Genomic DNA, 15830 nt, shown 5'->3' with positions numbered 1-15830 from the left:
CGAGTCGCACAGGGAATGCCAGATGGGTGATATCGCCAAGGAAATCCTGCCGGTCAACATCGAGGACGAGCTGAAGCAGTCCTACCTCGATTACGCCATGAGCGTGATCGTCGGCCGCGCCCTGCCGGACGTCCGCGACGGCCTGAAGCCGGTGCACCGGCGCGTGCTCTTCGCCATGAACGAGCTCAACAACGACTGGAACAAGGCCTACAAGAAATCGGCGCGGGTCGTCGGTGACGTCATCGGTAAGTACCACCCCCACGGCGACTCCGCCGTGTACGACACCATCGTGCGCATGGCGCAGGATTTCTCCATGCGCTACATGCTCGTCGACGGGCAGGGCAACTTCGGCTCCATCGACGGCGACTCCGCCGCGGCCATGCGCTACACCGAGATCCGCATGCAGAAGATCGCCCACGCGATGCTCGCGGACCTCGACAAGGAAACGGTCGATTTCGTCGACAACTACGACGGCACGGAGCGGATTCCGGCCGTGCTGCCGGCCCGGGTGCCCAACCTGCTGGTCAACGGCTCCGCCGGTATTGCCGTGGGCATGGCGACGAACATTCCGCCGCACAACCTCACCGAGGTGGTGAGCGGCTGCCTCGCGCTCATGAAGAACCCGGAGATCACCGTGGACGAGCTCATGGAGCACATCCCCGGACCGGACTTCCCCACCGGCGGCATCATCAACGGCCGTGCCGGCATCATCCAGGCCTACCGCGGCGGCCGCGGCCGCATCTACGTGCGCGCCAAGGCCGAGGTGGTCAGCGACGAGAAGCGTGGGCGCGACACGATCATCGTGCACGAGATTCCCTACCAGCTGAACAAGGCGCGGCTCATCGAGCGCATCGCCGAGCTGGTCAAGGAAAAGAAGATCGAGGGCATCAGCGAGCTTCGCGACGAGTCCGACAAGGACGGCCTGCGCATCGTCATCGAGCTGCGCCGGGGGGAGATCGGCGACGTCGTTCTCAACAACCTCTACGCCCAGACCAACCTGCAGTCGGTGTTCGGTATCAACATGGTGGCGCTGGTCGACGGCCAGCCGAAGGTGCTCAACCTCAAGGAAGTGCTCGAGGCCTTCATCCGCCACCGCCGCGAGGTCGTCACCCGCCGCACCGTCTACCTGCTGCGCAAGGCGCGCGAGCGCGGGCATCTTCTCGAGGGGCTGGCGATTGCGCTGGCGAATATCGACCCGGTGATAGAGCTGATCAAGGCCTCGCCGAGTGCCGCGGAAGCGCGCGAGGCGATCCTCGCCCGCACCTGGGCGCCGGGCGAGGTACTTTCCATGCTGGAGCGCGCGGGCTCCGAGGCCTGCCGCCCGGACGACCTGGCGCCGCACTACGGCCTGCACGGTGACGCCTACCAGCTGTCGCCGGCCCAGGCCCAGGCGATTCTCGAGCTGCGCCTGCACCGGCTCACCGGTCTCGAGCACGAGAAGCTGCTCAACGAGTACCAGGAGAAGCTCACCGAGATCGCCGACTACCTCGATATCCTGGGTGACCCCGAGCGCCTGATGCAGGTGATCCGCGAGGAGCTAGAGGAAGTGGCACAGGAGTTCGGCGACGCCCGCCGTACCCAGATCTCCGCGTCGCAGCACGATCTCACGGTGGAGGACCTGATCACCGAAGAGGACCGGGTGGTGACCATCTCCCACCTCGGCTACGCCAAGACCCAGCCGCTCTCCGACTACCAGGCGCAGCGTCGCGGCGGCATGGGCCGCGCGGCCCTGTCCGTGAAGGACGAGGACTTCGTCGAGCACCTGCTGGTGGCGAGCACGCACGCCACCATTCTCTGTTTCTCGAGTCTCGGCAAGGTGTACTGGCTCAAGGTCTACCAGATTCCCCTGGCCGGCCGCGGCTCCCGCGGGCGCCCGCTGGTGAACCTGCTGCCGCTGGAGCCGGGCGAGCGGGTGACGTCGATCCTGCCGGTGGAGGAGTACACCCCCGGCCACTTCATCTTCATGGCCACCGCCGGCGGCACCGTGAAGAAGACACCGCTTACGAACTTCGCCCGCCCGCGCAGCGTCGGCCTGCGCGCGCTCGAGCTCGAGGAGGGCGACGTGCTCATCGGCACCGCGATCACCGACGGCAACTGCGATGTCATGCTCTTCTCCAGCGGCGGCAAGGTCGCGCGCTTCCGCGAGGGCGATGTGCGCCCGATGGGGCGCACGGCGCGCGGCGTGCGCGGTATCCGCCTCGCCGAGGGCCAGCAGATGATCTCCCTGGTCATTCCCCGGGAAGACGGCCGCATCCTCAGCGTGAGCGAGAAGGGCTACGGCAAGCGCACCGACGTGGCCGAGTTTCCCACCAAGGGGCGCGGCAACATGGGCGTCATCGCCATGGCCCGCTCCGAGCGCAACGGCGATCTCGTCGGTGCCGTGCAGGTCTTCGACGGCGACGAACTGATGCTGATCTCCAACCTCGGCACCCTCGTGCGCACCCGCGCCGACGAGGTCTCGCTCCTCGGCCGCAACACCCAGGGCGTGCGCATCGTCCGCTGCAAGGACGGCGAACAGCTCGTGCGCGTGGCGCAGATCGACGAGCCGGAGGAAGACGAGGCCGCCGGCGGTGATCCGGAAGCCGCCGATGCCGATACCCGGGCCGTTGAAGCAACGCTCGATGCTGCCGGCGACAGCGAGAATGACAGCGACAGCGCTGGTGACAGCGAGAGTGAAGAGAGCAGCGACGATGACGCCTGACCGCCAGGGGAGCCTCTGCCGATGACCCGCGCCTGGAACTTCTGCGCCGGGCCCGCCGCGCTACCCGAGACGGTGCTCGCACGCGCCGCCGAGGAAATGCTGGACTGGCACGGCAGGGGCCTGTCCTTCATGGAGATGAGCCACCGCTCGCCGGAGGTGGTGGGCGTGGTCGAGGCCGCCGAGGCCTGCCTGCGCCGGCTCCTGGGGCTCGGTGACGACTACGCGGTGCTGTTCCTGCAGGGCGGGGCGAGCACGCAGTTTGCCGCGGTACCGCTCAACCTCGCCGCGCCGGGCGGGCCCGCCGACTACCTCGATACGGGACAGTGGTCGAAGAAGGCCATCGCCGAGGGCCGCCGCTTCGCCGATGTCGGCGTCGCGGCGAGCGATGCCGACGGACACTACCGCACGGTGCCGCCCCGCGACAGCTGGCAGCTGCGCGACGACGCGGCCTATCTCCATCTCACGCCGAACGAGACCATCGGTGGCGTCGAGTTCACGGAAGCCCCCGGGGCGCCGGTGCCGCTGGTCGCGGACATGTCCTCGACGCTGCTGTCGCGTCCCCTCGACTTGAGCCGCTACGCTGTCATCTACGCCGGCGCGCAGAAGAACATCGGCCCGGCGGGGTTGACCCTGGTCATCGTGCGCCGGGATCTCCTCGGGCGCGCGCGCCCCGAGTGCCCGGCCATGCTCAACTGGGAGACCGCGGCGAAGGCGGACTCCATGTACAACACGCCGCCGACCTTCGCCCTCTACCTCGCCGCGCTGGTGTTCGAATGGCTGGAGGGACTCGGCGGCCTCCCCGCCATGGCCGAGCGCAACCGGCGCAAGGCGGAGACGCTGTACGCCGCCATCGACGGCAGCGACTTCTATGCCAACCCCGTCGACCCGGCCTACCGCTCCTGGATGAACGTCCCCTTCGTGCTCGCGGACGACAGCCTCGACAAGCGCTTCCTCGAGGAGGCCGAGGCCGCCCGGCTCCTCAACCTCAAGGGTCACCGCTCCGTCGGCGGCATGCGTGCCAGCCTGTACAACGCCGTGCCCCAGGCCGCGGTGGACGATCTCGTGGCCTTCATGGCCGACTTCGAGCGCCGCTGCGGCTGACCGGGGCAGCGACCATGGCGGACGAGCGGGACCTGCAGGCGGTTCGGGAGGAGATCGACGGCATCGACCGCGAGATCCAGGCCCTCATCAACCGCCGTGCGCGCTGCGCGCAGCAGGTGGCAGAGATCAAGCTCGCCGAGCAACTGGCCGCGCGGGAGCGCGGTGAGGAAACCGGCGAGGTCGTCTTCTACCGGCCGGAGCGCGAGGCGCAGGTGCTCGCCCGTATCGTCGAGCGCAACGAGGGGCCGCTGCCGGCGGAGAACGTCGCCTATATCTTCCGCGAGCTCATGTCCGCCTGCCTCGCCCTGGAGCAGCCGCTGCAGGTGGCCTACCTCGGCCCCGAGGGCACCTTTACCCAGGCCGCGGCGCTCAAGCATTTCGGCCACGGCGCGGTGTGCGTGTCGCAGGCCACCATCGACGGCGTCTTCAACCAGGTCGAATCCGGTGCCTGCAACTACGGCGTGGTACCCGTGGAGAATTCCACCGAGGGCATGGTCAGCCACACGCTCGACAGCTTCCTCGACTCCCCCCTGTGCATCGCCGGCGAAGTCGAGCTGCGCATCACCCATCACCTGCTCGCCGCCCCGGGCACGGACCCGGCTTCCGTCACCCGCATCTGCGCCCACCAGCAGGCCCTGGCCCAGTGCCGGAACTGGCTCGACACTCACTGGCCGCACGTGGAGCGGGAGGCGGTGTCCAGCAACGGTGAGGCCGCACGCCTGGCGGCGGCGGAGCCGGGCGTGGCGGCGGTGGCCGGCGACATGGCGGCGGAGCAGTATCACCTCGAGCGGCTGGCGGAGCACATCGAGGACCGGCGCGACAACACCACGCGCTTTCTCGTCATCGGCCGCCAGGAAGTGCCGCCGAGCGGCCGCGACAAGACCTCCATCATCGTCTCCAGCCGCAACAAGCCGGGGGCGCTGTTCGCGCTCCTCGACCCGTTCCGCCGCGGCGGCGTGAGCCTTACGCGGATCGACACCCGGCCGTCGCGCACCGAGAAGTGGGCCTACGTTTTCTTTATCGAGTTCGAGGGCCACCTGCAGGACGAGAACATCGCGGCGATCCTGCGCGAGCTCGAGGAACAGTCCATTCTCCTGAAACCCCTGGGTTCCTACCCCCGGGCCGTGCTCTGAGCGACCGCGTGACGGTGAAGCCCTGCAGCGTGGCCATCCTCGGCCTCGGCATGATCGGCGGCTCCCTGGCCCTGGCGCTGAAGGCATCGGGTTTCGCCGACCGCGTGCTCGGCTACGACCGCGACCCGGCCGCGCTGGCCGCCGGCCTGGCGGCCGGCGTCATCGACGGCGCCTGCGAGGACCTCGATGCGGCCCTCGCCGCCGACGTCGCCGTGATCGCCGTGCCCAACGTCGCCGCCGCCGACGTCCTCGTGGAACTGCTCGAGCGCACGAATCACGGCCGCAGCGGGCCGGTGCTCACCGACGTCGCCAGCGTCAAGGGCAACCTGGCCGCCGCCGCGGCCCGCGGCGGGCCGGCGCCGCGCTTCGTGCCCGGCCACCCCATCGCCGGCTCCGAGCGCAGCGGCGTGGCGGCGGCCAACGGTGAGCTCTTCCGGCGGCACCGGGTCATCCTCACGCCCCTGCCGGACCAGGACGAAGGCGCCCTCGCGCTGGTGCGGCGCCTGTGGGAGAGCGCCGGCGCCGAGGTCGTCTGCATGGACGTGGCCGAGCACGACGCCGTGCTTGCCGCGACCAGCCACCTGCCGCACGTGCTCGCCTACTGCCTGGTCGACGACCTCGCCGCCTCGCCACGGCGGGAGGAACTGTTCCGTTTCGCCGCCGGCGGCTTCCGCGACTTCACCCGCATCGCCTCCAGCGACCCGGTCATGTGGCGGGATGTCGCCCTTGCCAACCGGGACGCCCTGCTGGAAGCTGTAGATGAGTTCATTGCGCACCTGGCGGCGCTGCGCGAGGCCATCGCCAGCGGCGACGGCGCGCGCCTCGAGGCGACCTTCACCGCGGCCAAGGCCGCCCGCGATGCCTTCGCCGAGCGCGAGTCGCGCCGGCAACAGAACTGAAGCAGGTCAAAGCCATGGAATTCAAGCTGCACCCCGGCGGCGTCATCAGCGGTGAGGCGCGGGTGCCGGGCGACAAGTCCATCTCCCACCGGGCCGTGATGCTCGGCGCGCTGGCCGAGGGCGAGACGCGGATCAACGGTTTCCTCGAGGGCGAGGACGCGCTGGCCACGGTGGCGGCGTTCCGCGCCCTGGGCGCGCGCATCGAGGGGCCGGAAGAGGGCGAGCTGCGGGTCCACGGCGTCGGCCTGCACGGGCTCCGGGCCGCCGGGGCCACCCTCGACATGGGCAACTCGGGCACCAGCATCCGCCTGCTGACCGGCATCCTCGCCGGCCAGGCCTTCGACAGCCGCCTCTCCGGCGATGCCTCGCTCTGCCGCCGGCCCATGGGCCGGATCATGCGCCCGCTGGAACTCATGGGCGCGCGCATCGAGGCCGCCGCCGGGGAGACGCCGCCGCTTACGGTCCACGGCGGCCAGGCGCTCACCGGCATTCACTATGACCTGCCGGTCGCCAGCGCCCAGGTCAAATCCTGCGTGCTCCTCGCCGGGCTCTACGCCGGGGGCACCACCACGGTCACGGAACCCGCGCCGACCCGGGACCACACGGAGCGCATGCTCCAGGGCTTCGGCTACGAGGTGCGCCGCGACAACGACGTCATCCTCCTGCGCGGCGGTGGCAGCCTGCGTGCCACCGACATCGATGTGCCCGCGGACATCTCCTCCGCGGCCTTTTTCCTGGTGGCCGCCAGCATCGCCCCCGGGTCGGAACTGCTGCTGACTCACGTCGGCATGAACCCCACGCGCACCGGCGTCGTCAACATCCTCACGCTCATGGGGGCCGATATCACCGTGCAGGACGAGCGCGAGATCGGCGGCGAGCCGGTGGCCGACCTGCTGGTGCGCTACGCGCCGCTGCGCGGCATCGAGATTCCCGAGGACCAGGTGCCGCTGGCGATCGACGAATTCCCGGCCCTGTTCATCGCCGCCGCCTGCGCCGAGGGGCGCACGGTGTTGCGCGGCGCCGAGGAACTGCGGGTCAAGGAGAGCGACCGCATCGCCGCCATGGCGGAGGGCCTGTCTACCCTCGGCGTGGCCAACGAGGTGCTGGACGACGGGATCATCATCGACGGCGGGCGCCTCGGCGGCGGCGTGATCCGCACGCACCTGGATCATCGCATCGCCATGGCCTTCGCCGTCGCCGCGCTGCGGGCCGAGGACGAGATCACCATCCTCGACTGCGACCACGTTGCCACCTCCTTCCCGGGCTTCGATGCACTCGCCCGCGGCCTCGGCCTGCAGATCTCCACCCGCGCCGGCGGCGAGGACGGAGAGGACGAGTGAGCGCGCCGGTCATCGCCGTCGACGGCCCCGGCGGCGCGGGCAAGGGCACGCTCTGCCACCTGCTGGCCCGGCACCTGGGCTGGCACCTCCTCGACAGCGGCGCCCTCTACCGTGTCACCGCCCAGGCCTGCCTGCAGGCCGGCGTCGCCTGGGAGGACGAGGCCGGCGCCGCCGCCGTGGCCGCCGACCTCGACGTGGTCTTCCGCCCGGCGGCGGACGGTGCCGTCGCGGTCCTCCTCGGCGGCGAGGACGTGAGCCGGGCGATCCGTACGGAGGAGGGCGGGCGTGGCGCCTCCATGGTGGCCGCCTATCCGCAGGTGCGCGCGGCCCTGCTGGACCGCCAGCGCGCCTTCCGTCGGGCGCCGGGGCTGGTCGCCGACGGCCGCGACATGGGCACCGTCGTCTTCCCCGACGCCCCCCTGAAAATCTTCCTCACGGCGAGTGCCGAGGAGCGCGCCAGGCGCCGCCACAGGCAGTTGCTGGAAAAGGGTGAAAGTGTTAGTCTGCCGCGCCTTCTTGAGGACATCCGGGAGCGGGACGCCCGCGACAGCCGTCGCGCCGTGGCCCCCCTGGTGCCCGCCGACGACGCGCTCGAGGTAGACAGCACGTCGATCCCCGTGGCCGGTGTGTTTCGCCAGGTGCTGCGGGTCGCGGTGGAACGCGGGCTGTGCCCGGCGGACCGTCTCGAGGAGTAGAAACAGCCCGCTCGCGCCGTCCCAGCCAGCCTCGACGGTGCGCGCGGTTTTTTTTCATGTGACCCGGCCCGGCTGGAGGGGCGGCTGAAGCGGCATCGCGCCGCAAACGTATACAGGTAAATGTGTAATGAGCGAATCCTTCGCCGATCTTTTTGAAGAAAGCCTGAAAACCGTCGACATGCAGCCGGGCGCTATCGTCACCGGCGTGGTCATCGACATCGACAACGAGTGGGTCACGGTCCACGCCGGCCTGAAGTCCGAGGGCGTCATTCCGCGCTCCCAGTTCACGGACGCCAGCGGCGAGTGCACCCTGAGCATCGGCGACGAGGTTCAAGTCGCGCTGGAGACCGTCGAGGACGGCTTCGGCGAAACCCGGCTGTCCCGGGAAAAAGCCAAGCGCGCGGAAGCGTGGAAGGACCTCGAGGCGGCCCACGCGGCCGACGAAGTCGTTTCCGGCGTCATCAACGGCAAGGTCAAGGGCGGTTTCACCGTCGACATCAAGGGCATCCGCGCGTTCCTGCCCGGTTCCCTCGTGGATGTCCGCCCCGTGCGCGACACGACGCACCTCGAGAACAAGGACCTCGACTTCAAGGTCATCAAGCTCGACCAGAAGCGCAACAACGTGGTCGTTTCCCGCCGCGCGGTCATGGAAGCCGCCAACAGCGTGGAGCGCGAAGCCCTGCTGCAGAGCCTGCAGGAAGGCATGACCATCAAGGGTATCGTCAAGAACCTCACCGACTACGGCGCCTTCGTCGACCTCGGTGGCGTCGACGGCCTGCTGCACATCACCGACATGGCCTGGAAGCGCATCAAGCACCCCTCCGAGATCGTCGAAGTGGGCCAGGAACTCGAGGTCAAGGTCCTCAAGTTCGACCGTGAGCGCAACCGTGTCTCCCTGGGCCTCAAGCAGCTCGGTGAGGATCCGTGGGTCGAGATCACCGGCCGCTACCCGGAAGGCAGCCGCGTCATGGCGCGGGTCACCAACCTCACCGACTACGGCTGCTTCGCCGAGATCGAAGAGGGCGTGGAAGGCCTGGTGCACGTGTCCGAGATGGACTGGACCAACAAGAACGTCCACCCGTCCAAGGTCGTGCAGGTCGGCGACGAAGTGGAAGTCATGGTCCTCGATATTGACGAGGAGCGTCGCCGCATCTCCCTGGGCATCAAGCAGTGCCAGCAGAACCCCTGGGATGCCTTCGCTGCCGCACACAGCAAGGGCGACCGCATCGCCGGAACCATCAAGTCGATCACGGACTTCGGTATCTTCATCGGCCTCGAAGGCAACATCGACGGCCTGGTGCACCTGTCCGACATCAGCTGGAACGAGACCGGCGAGGAAGCCGTGCGCAGCTACAAGAAGGGCGACGAGATCGAGACGGTCATCCTGTCCATCGATCCGGAGCGCGAGCGCATCTCCCTGGGCGTCAAGCAGCTCGAGGACGATCCCTTCTCCAACTACGTGGCCGTGAACGACCGCGGCACCATCGTGACCGGCGAAGTGATCGAGGTGGAACCGAAGGCCGTCGTGGTCAAGCTGGCGGAAGAGGTCGAGGGTATCCTCAAGGCCTCCGACATCAGCCGCGACCGGGTCGAGGACGCACGCAACAGCTTCAAGGTCGGCGATGCCGTCGAGGCGAAGATCGTGTCCGTGGATCGCAAGAACCGCAATGTCGCCCTGTCCATCAAGGCCAAGGACTACGACGACGAGAAGGAAGCGGTGAAGTCCCTTAAGGACCAGGAGGAAACGACTTCCCCCGGCACCATCGGCGACCTGATCAAGCAGCAGATGAACGGCAACTGATGCCGGGGCGGCGACCGCCGCCCGCGCAGCTCGTAGAACCGCGGCTCAGGCCGCGGTTTTTTTATGCTCATGGCAAACTTCCGCAGCGGCCTGGCGGGCGACCTTCGGGTTCAACCCCCGGGGCCGAATTTTTCCAGTAATAATAGGCACTTGCATCATCAGGGGGCGGACGGCACAATGCGCGCAAGCGTCTGGCGCGAGTGTGGCCCCCAATGACAAAGAGCGAACTGATCGAGGCGATTGCCGCCAGGCAGACCCAGCTGTCCACGAAAGACGTGGAGCTGGCGGTGAAAACCATCCTCGAGCACATGTCCCAGTCCCTCTCCAGCGGCGGCCGCATCGAGATCCGCGGCTTCGGCAGCTTTTCGCTCCACTACCGTGAGCCGCGCCGGGGGCGCAACCCGAAGACGGGCGACACGGTCCAGCTCGCCGGCAAGTACGTGCCGCACTTCAAGCCCGGGAAAGAACTCCGCGAGCGGGTCAACCTCGGCCTGCAGGGTGGCCTGTGAGCATCCTGCGCAGCCTGCTCATGCTCGTCGTGGTGGTGGCCATGGCCGCCGCCGGGGCGCTCTTCGCCCTGCAGAACGAGGCGACCGTCCCGCTCGATGTCCTGGTCTATAGCTTTGCCCCGCGCAGTGTCGCCCTCTGGGTGCTCGCGGCCTTCGCCCTCGGCGGCATCGCGGGGCTGCTCATGGCAAGCCTGCTCGTCCTGCGGCTGCGCGCCCGGCTGCGACTGCTGCGGCGGCAGCTGCACAAGACCCAGGGCGAGGTCGAGAGCCTGCGCAGCAAGGACATCGTCGTCAGTGACTGAGGCCACCAGCGAGCCCGCCTCGCCGGTCATCGTCGCCCTCGACTACGCCGACGGCGACGCGGCCCTGGCCATGGCGGATCGCCTGGACCCGGCGCTCTGCCGGGTGAAGGTCGGCAAGGAGCTGTTCACCGCCGCCGGCCCCGCGCTGGTGGAGGCCCTGCAGGGGCGCGGCTTCCAGGTCTTCCTCGACCTCAAGTTCCACGACATCCCGAATACCGTCGCCGGCGCCGTGCGCGCGGCTGCCGGGCTCGGCGTGTGGATGGTCAACGTCCACGCCGGGGGCGGCCGCCGCATGTTGGAAGCTGCGGTCGAGGCGCTCGCCGACCGGCGGGACAGGCCCCTGCTCATCGGCGTGACCGTACTCACCAGCCTGGCCGATGCGGATCTCGCGGAGCTGGGCTACGCCGAGTCCGCTGCCGAGCGGGTGCACCGCCTGGCCCGGCTCTCGGCCGCGGCGGGCCTCGACGGCGTGGTCTGCTCGGCGCAGGAAGCGCCCCAGCTGCGCGCGGTCCACGGCGCGGGCTTCCGGCTGGTAACGCCGGGCATCCGCAGCGCCGGCGATGCCGCGGGTGACCAGCGCCGGGTGGTCACGCCGGCCGAGGGGCTCGCCCTCGGTGCCGACTACCTGGTCATCGGCCGCTCCATCACCGGCAGCGCCGATCCCGGCGAAACGCTCGCCGCCATCGTCGCCGGCCTGCACGCGGCGGGCTAGGCGCTTCTTTTCAACCATCTCCGCGCGATTTCTCCCCGCTGAGAGCGGCCGCTGCTAGGCTGCTCTCGATGCGGATGCCAGCACGGACGCTGAAGCCCTCATCGAACAACCCATCGACCGTCTCAGCGCAACAGGCAGCGAGACGATCGAAAAACTGTCATGGAACGACGGAGAAACCACACCATGGAACGAGTACGCACACTAGTCGACCCCCTGCGCAACCTCACCGGCGCGGCCATCCTCGCCGCGGCCGCCGCCTCGGCCCTGTTGCCGGCCGCGGCCGGCGCCCAGGAGGCGGACGCGGCCCCCGTGCCGACCACCGTGAACATCAACAGCGCCGACGCAGCGACCCTCGCGGAAGCCCTGAGCGGCGTCGGCAGCAGCCGGGCCGAGGCCATCGTCCGCTACCGGGAAATGTACGGCCCCTTCGAGACCATCGAGGAGCTGGCCGAGGTCTCCGGCGTCGGCAGTGCCACCCTCGAACGCAACCGCGGGCGTATCACGCTGGAATAAGCGCCGGGCATCCGTATCATGGGGCTCCGGCCCCTTTTTTATTGCCCGGGCCTGCGGTCCGCGGCGGCCCCGCAACCTCGAGGAGACGAAGCCCGGGTGGAATGTCTGGTCACCGGAGCTACCGGTTTTGTCGGCACGGCGCTCTGCGAGGCCCTCGCGGCGCGGGGCGATGCCGTTCGCCGGGCCGGCCGCGACCCGGCGCTGGAGCTGCCGCTGGATCTCGCGGCGAGCGCTGCCCCGGTGGTGCCGCCGGGAATCGATGTCGTTTTCCACCTCGCGGGGCTCGCTCACCGGTCGGCGCCGGCGGCGCTCCACGAACAGGTCAACCACCGCGGTACCGTCGCGCTGGCGCGTGCGGCCGCGGCCGCCGGTGTCCCGCATTTCATCTTCTTCTCCAGCGTGAAGGCCCTCGGGGCCGCGCCGGGACCGGAGGCGCGCGGTGAGCACGACGGCACGCCGCCGCGCGATGGCTACGGGCGTGCGAAAGCCGCGGCCGAGCGGGCGCTCGAGAAAATCGCCGCAGAGACCGCTATGGCAGTGACGGTGCTGCGGCCTGCCCTGGTCTACGGACCGGGGGCGCGCGGCAACCTCGAGCTGCTCTACCGCTGGGTAGCCGCGGGCCGGCCGGCCCCGCCGGCGGCGGGCGCCCGGTCCCTCGTCGGGCGCGACGACCTGGTAGCGCTCCTGCTCACCGTCGCGGCACAACCCGCGGCGGGCTATCGCTGCTGGAACGTCACCGATGGCGAGTGCTACACGGCGCGGCGGCTCTGCGAGGCCCTCGCCCTGGCGCAGGGGCGTGCGCTGGCCGGCCCGCGCCTGCCGGCCTGGGCCTGGCGTGCCGTCGCGACGCTGCGCGATGTGCTGCGCGGTGAACACCCCGGGCACACGGCCGCGGCGCTGCTCGGCCGTGACAGCTACCGCGGCGACGCGGTGCGCGCGGCCACGGGCTGGGCACCGCAGCAACGCTTCGAGGACGTGGCGCCCGCGATGGTCGACGGGTGGCGCGCTCCCGGCCCTCCCGCGGTGCTGCGCGGGCGGATCGAGCGCTGATGCTGCTGGCCCTCGCTGCGGCGCTGCTCGCTGCCCTCTCGGTGGCCGGGTACGGCGCGCTGGCCCGCTCCCGGCGCTGGCTCGCCGAGCCGACCGCGCGCGGCGCCCACGCGGCGCCCACGCCGAGCGGCGCGGGCCTGGCGCTGTTCCTGGCAGTGGCGGCGGCACTGCTCCCCGGGGATGTCGTCCCCGGGCCCTACGCGCTGCCGCTCGCGCTGGCGCTCGGCCTCGCGCTGGTCGGTTTCATCGACGATCTGCGCCACCTCTCGGCCGGCCTCCGCCTCGGGGTCTACGCCGCCGCGGCGCTTGTCGGCACCGGCTGGCTGGTCGCCGGCGGCGGCCCCGTCGGCCTGCTCGCCTGGCTGCCGCTCGCCTTCGCGGTGCTCGCCTTCACCAACTTTTTCAACTTCATGGACGGCATCGACGGCCTGGCGGCGCTGCAGGGCCTGTCCGCCGCGGCGGTCGGGGCCTGGCTGGCGCAGGAGGCGGGAGCTTCTTCCGCCTACGTCGCCCTCTGCCTGGCCCTGGCGGGGGCCCACGCCGGGTTCCTGCTCTACAACCGGCCGCCGGCAAAGCTGTTCATGGGGGACGCCGGCAGTGTCCCCACGGGATTCCTGCTCGCGCTGCTGGCGGTCGCGGGGCCCTGGCGCGAGGGCCTGGCGGTCGCCTGCTGGCCGATCCTGCTGGCCCTGTTCGTCTCCGATGCGGGCCTCACGCTGCTCTTCCGCGTACTGCGGCGGGCTCCCCTCGCGGAGGCGCACCGGGACCACCTGTACCAGCGTCTCGCGCGCCGCTGGGGCTCCCACGGACGTGTCGACGGCCTGTTTCTCGCCGTGCAGTGGGGATGGCTCACGCCGCTGGCGTGGCTGGCCGCCCGCGAGCCGTCCTCCGGCTGGGCCTTCCTCGGCCTCGCCTACGCCCCGGTACTAGTGGGCATGGTCAAGTACCGGCACTTGCAGTAACATCGGCAGATTGGTGGCGCATACACAACAAGAGCCACCGGGCGCACAACCAGCGCGGAGTGAACAACTTGGTCAAGCAAGCAGCGGTTAACATGCTGCAGGCGCTCTCCTGTCGGTGGGCTGCCCTGCGCGCGGCGACCGACAGGCTCATCCAGGTTCCCCGCAACATCAAGCAAGGGCTGGTGTTGCTGGTGGACATGGTGTTTGTCGCAGCGTCCCTGTGGCTGGCGGTTGCCTACCCCTTCGGCGACGCCTCCTTCCACATCGGTTTCGTCGAGGTCCTCTGCGGCTTCGTGACCCTCGCCGCCAGTGCACTGATCTTCCTGCGCATGGGCCTGTACCGGGCGGTCATCCGCTACATGGGCCAGCAGGCGATCTGGTCCATCATCACCGCGGTCAGCTATTCCACCCTCGTGCTCGGCGCCACGATTTTCTTCACCCGCGCCGACGTGCCCCGATCCACGCCCTTCGTCTACTGGGCCCTGGTCATGTTCTGCATCGGCGGCTCGCGGCTCGTCGTGCGCGCCTACTACCAGGCGCGGCTGCGGTCGGACTCCAAGAACGTGATCATCTACGGAGCCGGGGAGTCCGGCCGCCAGCTGCTCACGGCTCTGCATCACGGCGACCAGTACCGCGTGGTGGCCTTCGTCGACGACGACCCGCGGGCCCAGCACTCGGTGATCAACGGCCTCCAGGTGATGAGCCCGGCGGACCTCGAGCGCCTCGTGGAGGAGCACGCGATCACCCAGGTCCTCCTCGCCATCCCCTCGGCGACCCACGAGCGCCGGCGCGAGATCATCAACTCGCTGGTGGGGCTTCCGGTGCATGTGCGCACCGTGCCCAAGATCAACGAACTCGTCTCCGGCGCCGCTACCGTCAACCAGATCCAGGACATCGATCTCGATGACCTCCTCGGCCGCGACCCGGTGCCGCCGCACCCGGAGCTCATCGATCGCTGCATCACCGACAAGGTGGTGATGGTGACCGGCGCCGGCGGCTCCATCGGGGCCGAGCTGTGCCGGCAGATCCTGAGCGCCGGCCCGCGGGAACTCGTGCTCCTCGACAACAGCGAGTTCGCCCTCTACCGCATCGAGCGGGAGCTGCGCGACCTGCAGGCCCGCGCCGGCACCTATATCGACGTGGTCTGCCTGCTCGGCTCCGTGCGCGACCAGGTGCGGATCGAGACGATCTACCGCACCTTCAACGTGCAGACGGTGTACCACGCCGCCGCCTACAAGCATGTGCCCATGGTCGAGTACAACGTGGCCGAGGGCGTTGCCAACAACGTGTTCGGCACCTGGCACGCGGCGGAGGCGGCGCGCCTCGCCGGCGTCGAGACCTTCGTGCTCATCTCGACCGACAAGGCCGTGCGGCCCACCAACATCATGGGCGCGTCCAAGCGCTTTGCCGAGCTGATCCTGCAGGGACTGGCGCAGGAGGACACGGACACCCGCTTCTGCATGGTGCGCTTCGGCAACGTGCTCGGTTCCTCCGGCTCCGTGGTGCCGCTGTTCCGCGACCAGATCGAGCGCGGCGGCCCCGTGACCGTGACCCACCCGGAGGTGTCCCGCTACTTCATGAGTATCCAGGAGGCGGCACAGCTCGTGCTCCAGGCCAGCGCCATGGGCACCGGCGGTGACGTCTTCGTCCTCGACATGGGCGAGCCGGTGCAGATCGTTGACCTGGCCAAGCGCATGATCCGCCTGAGCGGCCACGAGGTCGGTGCCCGCGGGCCCGGCCACAACGGGGTGGAGGTCGAATTCATCGGCCTGCGTCCGGGTGAGAAACTCCACGAGGAGCTGCTGCTCGGCACCTCTGTCAGCGGTACCGGGCACCCCATGATCATGCGCGCGGAGGAGGAGAGCCTCGGCTACCGCGACGTGCGCAAGGCGCTGACCAGGCTGCGCGAGTGCTGCGAGGCCATGGACTGCCGCGGCATCACCGAGATCCTCTCCGAGGCGGTGAGCGGCTTCGCCAGTCACGAGGTGCGCCACGATCATCTCTGGGTCAAGCAGGGCCGCGCCGTGCGCCGTGCGAGCCGCGGCGAAGCGGCCGAGTCCAACGTCAAGACGCTGTTTGCCGGCAAGGCGGCCACCGACTGATACACCACAG

The 15830-nt window shown here is 69.7% G+C and carries 14 protein-coding genes; all 14 read left to right on the top strand.

Going from position 1 to position 15830, the window contains the following annotated elements:
- Positions 1 to 22: 22 nt before the first annotated feature.
- The 14 genes from gyrA to RKE50_RS11820 all read left to right on the top strand — a co-directional run bounded on the left by gyrA (position 23) and on the right by RKE50_RS11820 (position 15820).
- A complete protein-coding gene (gyrA, locus tag RKE50_RS11885; RefSeq protein WP_350036650.1) occupies positions 23 to 2701 on the top strand; it encodes a DNA gyrase subunit A in 2679 nt (892 codons plus the stop codon).
- Between the two features lie 21 nt (positions 2702 to 2722).
- On the top strand, positions 2723 to 3802 hold the full coding sequence (gene serC / locus RKE50_RS11880; RefSeq protein WP_350036649.1) for a 3-phosphoserine/phosphohydroxythreonine transaminase: 1080 nt from the start codon (positions 2723 to 2725) through the stop codon (positions 3800 to 3802).
- A gap of 14 nt (positions 3803 to 3816) precedes the next feature.
- The gene (pheA, locus tag RKE50_RS11875; RefSeq protein WP_350036648.1) at positions 3817 to 4935 is read left to right on the top strand and encodes a prephenate dehydratase; all 1119 of its coding nucleotides are present in this window, start codon (positions 3817 to 3819) and stop codon (positions 4933 to 4935) included.
- 8 nt (positions 4936 to 4943) lie between these two features.
- Entirely contained in the window at positions 4944 to 5834 is an 891-nt protein-coding gene (locus RKE50_RS11870; RefSeq protein WP_350036647.1) for a prephenate dehydrogenase, read from the top strand.
- Between the two features lie 14 nt (positions 5835 to 5848).
- Positions 5849 to 7174 carry a 3-phosphoshikimate 1-carboxyvinyltransferase gene (gene aroA / locus RKE50_RS11865; protein WP_350036646.1) on the top strand — a complete coding sequence of 442 codons (1326 nt, stop codon included), beginning with the start codon at positions 5849 to 5851 and terminating at the stop codon, positions 7172 to 7174.
- Positions 7171 to 7869: a (d)CMP kinase gene (cmk, locus tag RKE50_RS11860; RefSeq protein WP_350036645.1), complete on the top strand. Its 699-nt coding sequence runs from the start codon at positions 7171 to 7173 to the stop codon at positions 7867 to 7869. The genes aroA and cmk overlap by 4 nt, the downstream gene beginning before the upstream one ends.
- A 127-nt stretch (positions 7870 to 7996) precedes the next feature.
- Positions 7997 to 9670: a 30S ribosomal protein S1 gene (rpsA, locus tag RKE50_RS11855; RefSeq protein WP_350036644.1), complete on the top strand. Its 1674-nt coding sequence runs from the start codon at positions 7997 to 7999 to the stop codon at positions 9668 to 9670.
- A 212-nt stretch (positions 9671 to 9882) separates the two neighbouring features.
- The gene (locus RKE50_RS11850; RefSeq protein WP_350036643.1) at positions 9883 to 10179 is read left to right on the top strand and encodes an integration host factor subunit beta; all 297 of its coding nucleotides are present in this window, start codon (positions 9883 to 9885) and stop codon (positions 10177 to 10179) included.
- Positions 10176 to 10481 (top strand): lipopolysaccharide assembly protein LapA domain-containing protein, encoded by a 306-nt coding sequence (locus tag RKE50_RS11845; RefSeq protein ID WP_350036642.1) that lies wholly within the window; start codon positions 10176 to 10178, stop codon positions 10479 to 10481. The genes RKE50_RS11850 and RKE50_RS11845 overlap by 4 nt, the downstream gene beginning before the upstream one ends.
- Positions 10474 to 11193: an orotidine-5'-phosphate decarboxylase gene (gene pyrF, locus RKE50_RS11840; RefSeq protein WP_350036641.1), complete on the top strand. Its 720-nt coding sequence runs from the start codon at positions 10474 to 10476 to the stop codon at positions 11191 to 11193. The genes RKE50_RS11845 and pyrF overlap by 8 nt, the downstream gene beginning before the upstream one ends.
- Positions 11194 to 11376: 183 nt before the next feature.
- On the top strand, positions 11377 to 11706 hold the full coding sequence (locus RKE50_RS11835; protein ID WP_350036640.1) for a ComEA family DNA-binding protein: 330 nt from the start codon (positions 11377 to 11379) through the stop codon (positions 11704 to 11706).
- A gap of 96 nt (positions 11707 to 11802) precedes the next feature.
- Complete coding sequence (locus RKE50_RS11830; RefSeq protein WP_350036639.1) at positions 11803 to 12756, top strand: NAD-dependent epimerase/dehydratase family protein; 954 nt, start codon at positions 11803 to 11805, stop codon at positions 12754 to 12756.
- On the top strand, positions 12756 to 13718 hold the full coding sequence (locus RKE50_RS11825; protein WP_350036638.1) for an MraY family glycosyltransferase: 963 nt from the start codon (positions 12756 to 12758) through the stop codon (positions 13716 to 13718). Before RKE50_RS11830 ends, RKE50_RS11825 begins: the two co-directional genes overlap by 1 nt.
- Before the next feature lie 68 nt (positions 13719 to 13786).
- Positions 13787 to 15820, top strand: a complete 2034-nt coding sequence (locus RKE50_RS11820) for a polysaccharide biosynthesis protein (protein WP_350036637.1) — start codon at positions 13787 to 13789, stop codon at positions 15818 to 15820.
- Positions 15821 to 15830 lie beyond the last annotated feature (10 nt).

The sequence above is a fragment of the Pseudohaliea sp. genome, from assembly GCF_040217025.1.
In the GTDB taxonomy this organism is placed as follows: domain Bacteria; phylum Pseudomonadota; class Gammaproteobacteria; order Pseudomonadales; family Halieaceae; genus Pseudohaliea.
This window is presented reverse-complemented; position numbering and strand designations above follow the sequence as displayed.